This window comes from Massilia eurypsychrophila, assembly GCF_002760655.1.
Lineage (GTDB): Bacteria > Pseudomonadota > Gammaproteobacteria > Burkholderiales > Burkholderiaceae_D > JAFCUW01.
In genome coordinates this window covers 64,790-71,264 of record NZ_PDOC01000022.1, presented here as the reverse complement: position 1 = coordinate 71,264, position 6,475 = coordinate 64,790, and the positions used below count along the sequence as shown (strand labels likewise).

Annotated in this window: 8 protein-coding genes; 6 read left to right on the top strand and 2 right to left on the bottom strand. The window is 67.0% G+C overall.

From position 1 onward, the window contains the following. The 6 genes from CR105_RS23050 to CR105_RS23025 form a co-directional block, all read left to right on the top strand. On the top strand, window positions 1-290 hold a 290-nt coding region (locus CR105_RS23050; RefSeq protein ID WP_143752802.1), incomplete at its 5' end, for a DUF4331 family protein. A 15-nt stretch (window positions 291-305) separates the two neighbouring features. Next, entirely contained in the window at window positions 306-596 is a 291-nt protein-coding gene (locus CR105_RS23045) for a hypothetical protein (RefSeq protein ID WP_099792603.1), read from the top strand. 76 nt (window positions 597-672) lie between these two features. Then, entirely contained in the window at window positions 673-1,851 is a 1,179-nt protein-coding gene (locus CR105_RS23040) for a tetratricopeptide repeat protein (protein ID WP_099792601.1), read from the top strand. Beyond that, a complete protein-coding gene (locus CR105_RS23035) occupies window positions 1,848-2,981 on the top strand; it encodes a HupE/UreJ family protein (RefSeq protein ID WP_099792599.1) in 1,134 nt (377 codons plus the stop codon). The genes CR105_RS23040 and CR105_RS23035 overlap by 4 nt, the downstream gene beginning before the upstream one ends. Further along, window positions 2,978-3,385 carry a DoxX family protein gene (locus tag CR105_RS23030; RefSeq protein ID WP_131021812.1) on the top strand — a complete coding sequence of 136 codons (408 nt, stop codon included), beginning with the start codon at window positions 2,978-2,980 and terminating at the stop codon, window positions 3,383-3,385. Before CR105_RS23035 ends, CR105_RS23030 begins: the two co-directional genes overlap by 4 nt. Before the next feature lie 329 nt (window positions 3,386-3,714). After that, window positions 3,715-4,944 carry an NCS2 family permease gene (locus CR105_RS23025; protein WP_099792615.1) on the top strand — a complete coding sequence of 410 codons (1,230 nt, stop codon included), beginning with the start codon at window positions 3,715-3,717 and terminating at the stop codon, window positions 4,942-4,944. On the opposite strand, the gene CR105_RS23020 is transcribed toward CR105_RS23025, so the two are convergent. After that, the gene (locus CR105_RS23020; protein ID WP_229414087.1) at window positions 4,941-5,384 is read right to left on the bottom strand and encodes a universal stress protein; all 444 of its coding nucleotides are present in this window, start codon (window positions 5,382-5,384) and stop codon (window positions 4,941-4,943) included. The two genes, CR105_RS23025 and CR105_RS23020, sit on opposite strands and share 4 nt — an antisense overlap. A gap of 85 nt (window positions 5,385-5,469) precedes the next feature. Continuing rightward, complete coding sequence (locus CR105_RS23015; protein ID WP_099792595.1) at window positions 5,470-6,465, bottom strand: bile acid:sodium symporter family protein; 996 nt, start codon at window positions 6,463-6,465, stop codon at window positions 5,470-5,472. Window positions 6,466-6,475: the final 10 nt, after the last annotated feature.

The window sequence follows — 6,475 nt, the reverse complement described above, 5'->3', positions numbered from 1 at the left end:
TCGCGCCGCGTCCGGTCGCTACGCAGAGTCCGCTCGGCGTAGCCGCCGGCGACAATGCCGGCTTCCCGAACGGCCGCCGTCCAGCCGACGACGTCACCGACCTGTCGCTGCGCGTTGCCATGGGCGCGCTGTGCGTGCTGACCGGCGCCACCGACACGCTCAAAGTTGGCTGCAAGCCGTCCGATGCTCCAGCCGGCGGCGCGGCGCTGACCGATGGGGTGCGCAAGACCGCCGCCGACTTCAAGGGCGTGTTCCCGTACCTGAACACCCCGCTGCCGGGCAATAACTAAGTCGAGGAGACATCCATGAAGCTATTTACATCCCTCGGCCGCAAGCGGGCCGCAGCCATCGCAGTGACCGTGCTGGCAGCTGCCAGCCTGGCCGCCTGCGGCGGCGACGGCGACGACTACCGCGCGCCGGATGCACCGACGCCTGCACCTACGCCGACGCCAACTCCGGTGCCGGCAATCGATGCCTTCTTCGCGGCCGTCAGCGCGCTGATTGGCACAGCGTCGCCGGAAGACGCCGAGCCTAGCGCTGCGGTAGAATCACTCGTCGCCACGACACCGGAAAACACCGAGCCGCAGCCAATCTAGTAATTGTCACTGCGGTAGACCCGGCTGGAACCCTTGCTTTTGCGAGCAGGGTTCCAGCCTTTTTCATAAGGGCTCCATGAACGTCCTCATTCTTTTCGCCGTGCCCGCATTGGCATTCGCGTTCGCCGCCGCCTGCGCCGCGTCCCCCTATATTCCCACCGATGGCAGCAAAGTAGTCGAACGCCTGCCGTCGCGCGCCAGTCCGGTCCAGCGCGAGCTGATGGCGCTGCGCGCAGAACTGACCCGCAATCCCAAAGACCTGGAGCGCGCCACCACGCTCGCGCGCCGATATATCGAGCAGGCGCGCATCGAAGGCGATCCGCGCTACCTCGGTTACGCCGAGGCCGCGCTGGCGCCATGGTGGCAGCAGCCGCAGGCGCCGGATCAGGTGCTGGTGCTGCGCGCCACGCTGCGCCAGAGCACCCACCAGTTCGCGCTGGCCTTGTCCGACCTTGACACCGCGCTGCAGCGCGATAGCGGCAACGCACAGGCGTGGCTCACGCGCGCCACCGTGCAAAGCGTCACCGGCGACTACGCCGGCGCCAAGGGCAGCTGCATGCGCCTGCACTCGCGCGCGCCGGCGCTGGTGGTGCAGACGTGCTTGTCGAGCGTGGGCAGCGTCAGCGGCGAAGCGAAGGCCAGCAACGCCGCCCTGAAAGCGTCGCTGGCGCGCCATCCCGATACCGACGCCGAAACGCGCATCTGGGTGCAAACGCTGCTGGCCGAAATGGCTGCGCGCCTTGGCGACGACGCCGCCGCCGACGCCCAGTTCCGCCAGGCACTTGGCGCGGGAGAGCCGGACAGCTACCTGCTGGCCGCCTACAGCGACTTCCTGCTTGACCGCGGCCGCGCGCCCGAGGTGGCCAAGCTGCTCAAGGACAAAGGCCGCATCGACGCGCTGCTGCTGCGCTACGCGATCGCGCTCAAGGCAATGGGCGCGGCCGACGCGCCGGCGCAGGCCGATGCGCTGCGCAGCCGTTTCGACGCTGCCGTCCTGCGCGGCGACACCGTGCACCAGCGCGAACAGGCGCGCTTCGAACTGGCGCTGCGCGGCGACGCGCGAAGCGCGGTGCGGCTGGCCAAGCTCAATTGGGCCGTGCAAAAAGAGTCGGCCGACCTGCGTATCCTGATCGAGGCGGCCGTCGCCAGCGGCGACCGCGCCGCGGCGCAGACGGCGCTTGACTGGATCGCCAAAACGAAGCTGGAAGACCGCACGATTGCCGCGGCGCTGGCCAAGCTGAAAGCGAAAGCATGATGCGGCGCACCCTGGCCGCGCTGCTGGCACTGGCGATGGCGCTGTGCGCGCTGCCGGCGCTGGCCCACAAACCGAGCGACAGCTACCTGGCGCTGAAAGTCACCGGCAAGCAGGTCGACGGCCAGTGGGACATCGCGCTGCGCGACCTCGACATGGCGATCGGACTCGACGCCGACGGCAACGGCGAGCTGACGTGGGACGAAGTGCGGGCCAGGCACCCGGACATCGCCGCCTACGCGATGTCGCGCCTGGCCGTCGCCAGCGCCGGCAGCGCCTGTCCCATGACGGTGACGGCGCACCTGCTCGACGACCACAGCGACGGCGCCTATGCGGTGCTGCGCCTGCAGGCTGTGTGCACCGCCGACGTGACGACGCTCGACGTCGACTACAAGTTGCTGTTCGACATCGACCCGCAGCACAAGGGACTGCTGCGCTTCGAGCGCGGCGCGGTGACGTCGACGGCGATCTTCACGCCGGCCAGCGCGCGCCAGTCGCTGCAGGTGACCGACCCGTCGCGCTGGCGCCAGTTCGCCGACTACGTCAAGCACGGCGTGTGGCATATCTGGATTGGCTTCGACCACATCCTGTTTTTGCTGGCCCTGTTGCTGCCGGCGGTACTGGTGCGCAAAGGCGTCACGTGGGACGGCGGCGCGGCGTTGCGGCCGGCGGCGATCGACGTGCTGAAGATCGTCACCGCCTTCACGCTGGCGCACTCGATCACGCTGACCCTGGCCGCGCTTGGCGTGCTGGCGATTCCGTCGCGCGTGGTGGAGTCGGTGATCGCGGCGTCGGTGGCGCTGGCGGCTGCCAACAACATCTGGCCGCTGTTTCGCGGCCAACGCGCCGGCGCCGCGTTCGCGTTCGGCCTGCTGCACGGGTTCGGCTTTGCCAGCGTGCTGCTCGACCTGGGATTGCCGCCGTCGTCGCTGCTGCTGTCGCTGGTCGGCTTTAACGTCGGCGTCGAACTCGGACAGATCGCCATCGTCGCCGTGTTCCTGCCGCTCGCCTACCTGGCGCGCAACACGGCGTTCTACCGCAAGGCGGTGCTGGTGGGCGGCTCGGTGCTGATCCTGGCGATCGCCCTGGTGTGGTTGGCCGAACGGGTTCTCGACCTGGAGATCGTGTCGTGACAATCGGGCGCGTTCTGCTGGCGGCGTTTTTCATCGTCGGCGGCGTGATGCACTTCGTTCTGCCGGACGCCTACGCACGCGTGATGCCGCCCTGGCTTGGCTGGCACGCCGAACTGGTCGCCATTAGCGGCCTGTGCGAAATCGCCGGCGGCGTCGGCGTGCTGTCGCCGCGCTTGCGGCGCGTCTCCGGCTGGGGGCTGATCGCGCTGTCGATCGCCGTGCTGCCGGCGAACGTGCAGATGCTGCTTCACGGCGTTGCCGATAGCCGGCCGGCGTGGCAGATCGCGTTGCTGGTATTGCGCCTGCCGTTGCAGGCGGCGCTGATCTGGTGGATCTTGCGCGTGGCCATCCGCAACACCGGGGTCAGGTCTGACATTCGGACAAAATACCGGGGTCAGGTCTGACAATCCGACAAATTTGCGGGGTCAGGTCTGACAATCGTACATTTGTTGAGCTAAATAGCCGAGCTCAAGCGACGATTTCTTGCATTCCGCGAATCTTGTACATATAACGTGCTTTGGAAATGTCCGAATGTCAGACCTGACCCCAGCAAAATGTCCGAATGTCAGACCTGACCCCAGCACAATGTCCGAATGTCAGACCTGACCCCAGCGGTGGCTATTGCTGGCGGGCGCTATACTGGCGGGCATCTAACCTCATCGGGAGCACCACAGTGTCACTGGAAACTTTCTTCAAGCTCAAGGAGAGCGGCAGCGACGTGCGCACGGAGCTGATGGCCGGCCTGACCACGTTCCTGACGATGGCCTACATTATCTTCGTCAACCCGACCATCCTCGGCGACGCCGGCATGCCGAAGGACGCGGTGTTCGTAGCCACCTGCCTGGCCGCCGCGATCGGCAGCCTGATCATGGGCCTGTACGCCAACTACCCGATCGGCATGGCGCCCGGCATGGGCCTGAACGCCTACTTCGCCTACGCAGTCGTGCTGGGCATGGGCGTGCCGTGGCAGACGGCGCTCGGCGCGGTGTTCCTGTCGGGCTGCCTGTTCGTGCTGGTGAGCGTGCTGGGACTGCGCGAGATGATCGTCAACGGCATCCCGCCGTCGCTGCGCACCGCCATCTCGGTCGGACTCGGCATGTTCCTGGCGCTGATCGCGCTCAAAAGCGCCGGCCTGGTGGTGGCCAACCCGGCGACGATGGTCACCGCCGGCGACCTGCACAAGGCGCCGGCGCTGATGGCCATCTTCGGCTTCATGCTGATCGTCACGCTGGACCGGCTGAAGGTCAAGGGCGCAATCCTGATCGGCATCGTCGCTGTCACGGTACTGAGCTTTTTCTTTGGCGATAACAAGTACAACGGCCTGGTGTCGGCTCCGCCACCGATCGCGCCGACCTTGCTGCAGCTGGACGTGCCGGCCGCGCTGTCGATGGGCTTGCTCAACGTGGTGCTGGTGTTCTTCCTCGTTGAGCTGTTCGACGCCACCGGCACCCTGATGGGCGTGGCCAACCGCGCCGGCCTGCTGGTCGAGGGCAAAATGAAGCGGCTCAACAAGGCGCTGCTGTCGGACAGCGTGGCAATCGTCGCCGGCTCGGCGCTGGGCACCTCCAGCACCACCGCCTACATCGAAAGCGCGGCCGGGGTGCAGGCCGGCGGTCGCACGGGCCTGACCGCGGTGACGGTGGCGGTGCTGTTTCTGGCGTGCCTGTTCATCGCCCCGCTGGCCGGCGTGGTGCCGGCGTATGCCACCGCGCCGGCGCTGCTGTTCGTCGCCTGCCTGATGCTGCGCGAACTGGGCGAAATCGACTGGAGCGACACCACCGAAAGCGTGCCGGCGGCGATCACCGCGCTGGTGATCCCGTTCACCTACTCGATCGCCGAGGGCATCGCCTTCGGCTTCATCACCTACGCGGTGCTGAAACTGACGACCGGCCGCGCGCGCGAGGTCAAGCCGGTGGTGTGGATCATCGCGGCGGTGTTCGTGTTCCGCTTCGCCTACCTCTAGGGTTTGGCCGGGGTGCCGGCGATCGCCACCAGGATGCTGCACGGCGCTCTTTCGAGCAGCAAGGCGTCCTCCGCTTCGCCCCACCAGCGCGCCAGCCGGCTGCGGTGGTGATGGCCCACCACGATCAGGTCGCTGCCGAGCGCACGTGCGCAGGTGGCGATGTGGCTGGCGGGATCGCCAAATACCAGCTGGCCCTCGGCGTCGATGCGGCGCGACTTGAGCCAGTCGACGCCTTCCCGCAGCACGCGCACCGCGCCGTGGTGGTCGTCGAACAGCAGCGCCGCGCCGGGCGACTCGACCGCGAGGTCGGCGCCGGTGCTGCGCAAGATCGCCAGCAGGTGGGTGCGCGCCTTCATCGCCAGCGCCACGTCGGCGCCTTCGGTGAGCGCGTTGCGGCCCTCTTCGGTGCCGTCGTAACAAAGCAAGATGTTGCGGTACATGATCAGATTTCCGTGACATGCTTATTATATTCGCCATGCCACAGAGGGACCACCAGGCACGCAAATCGTACGACGCGGTGAACGCTTAGTCGAGGCGCTTGCCGTAGTGCTGCGCCAGCACCGCGCACACCATCAGCTGGATCTGGTGGAACACCATCAGCGGCACGATCAGCACACCCAGCGACGAGGTGGCAAACAGCACTTTTGCCATCGGCACGCCGCTCGCCATGCTTTTCTTCGAGCCGCAAAACACGATCGCGATCTGGTCTTCCCTGGAAAACCCGAGCCGCCGGCTGACCAGGATGGTGGCGCCCATCGCCAGCGCCAGCAGCACGCAGCTGAACAGCGCGAGATTGAGCAGCGTCCCAGGCGTCAGCTTCTGCCACAGCCCCTGCCCGACCGCCTCGGAAAAGGCGCCGTACACGACCAGCAGGATCGAGCTCTGGTCGACATACCTGAGCGCATTTTTGTGGCGGTCGACCCACGGCCCGATCCAGCGCCGCGCGAACTGGCCGGCGACGAACGGCAACAACAGCAGCTGCGCAAACGAGATGATCGCGTCGAGCGACGACGCCTGGCCGGCGGCGCCGTGCATCAGTAGCGCGCCGACCAGCACCGGCGTCAGGAAAATGCCGATGAAGTTCGACGCCGACGCGGCGCACACGGCGGCGGCCACATTGCCGCGCGCCAGCGCGGTGAAGGCGATCGACGACTGCAAGGTCGACGGCAGCGCGCACAAAAACAGGATGCCGAGATACAGTTCGGGCGTGAGCAAGGTCAGCGCCAAAGGCTTCAGAAGCAGCCCCAGCAGCGGGAACATGACGAAGGTGCAAGCCAGCACCAGCAGGTGCAGGCGCCAGTGGGTGAAGCCGGCCTTGACGGCCGCGCCGGAGAGTTTGGCGCCATGCAGGAAAAACAGCGCGCCGATCGCCACCGTGGTGACATGGCCGAGCACGCGCGCGCTCGCGCCGGCGGCCGGCCAGAAGGTGGCGGCAACCATCGCGAGCATCAGCGCACTGGTGAAAAAGTCGGGAGTCAGGCGGCGCAGCAAGGCAAAGCGCGAAGGCGAAGAGACGGTCATGCGTGGAAAT

Bases quoted from the DNA above. Each gene is read 5' to 3' on its own strand.
- CR105_RS23045 (WP_099792603.1), top strand. From the start codon at position 306: ATGAAGCTATTTACATCCCTCGGCCGCAAGCGGGCCGCAGCCATCGCA.
- CR105_RS23040 (WP_099792601.1), top strand. From the start codon at position 673: ATGAACGTCCTCATTCTTTTCGCCGTGCCCGCATTGGCATTCGCGTTC.
- CR105_RS23035 (WP_099792599.1), top strand. From the start codon at position 1,848: ATGATGCGGCGCACCCTGGCCGCGCTGCTGGCACTGGCGATGGCGCTG.
- CR105_RS23025 (WP_099792615.1), top strand. From the start codon at position 3,715: ATGGCCGGCCTGACCACGTTCCTGACGATGGCCTACATTATCTTCGTC.
- CR105_RS23020 (WP_229414087.1), bottom strand. From the start codon at position 5,384: ATGTACCGCAACATCTTGCTTTGTTACGACGGCACCGAAGAGGGCCGC.
- CR105_RS23015 (WP_099792595.1), bottom strand. From the start codon at position 6,465: ATGACCGTCTCTTCGCCTTCGCGCTTTGCCTTGCTGCGCCGCCTGACT.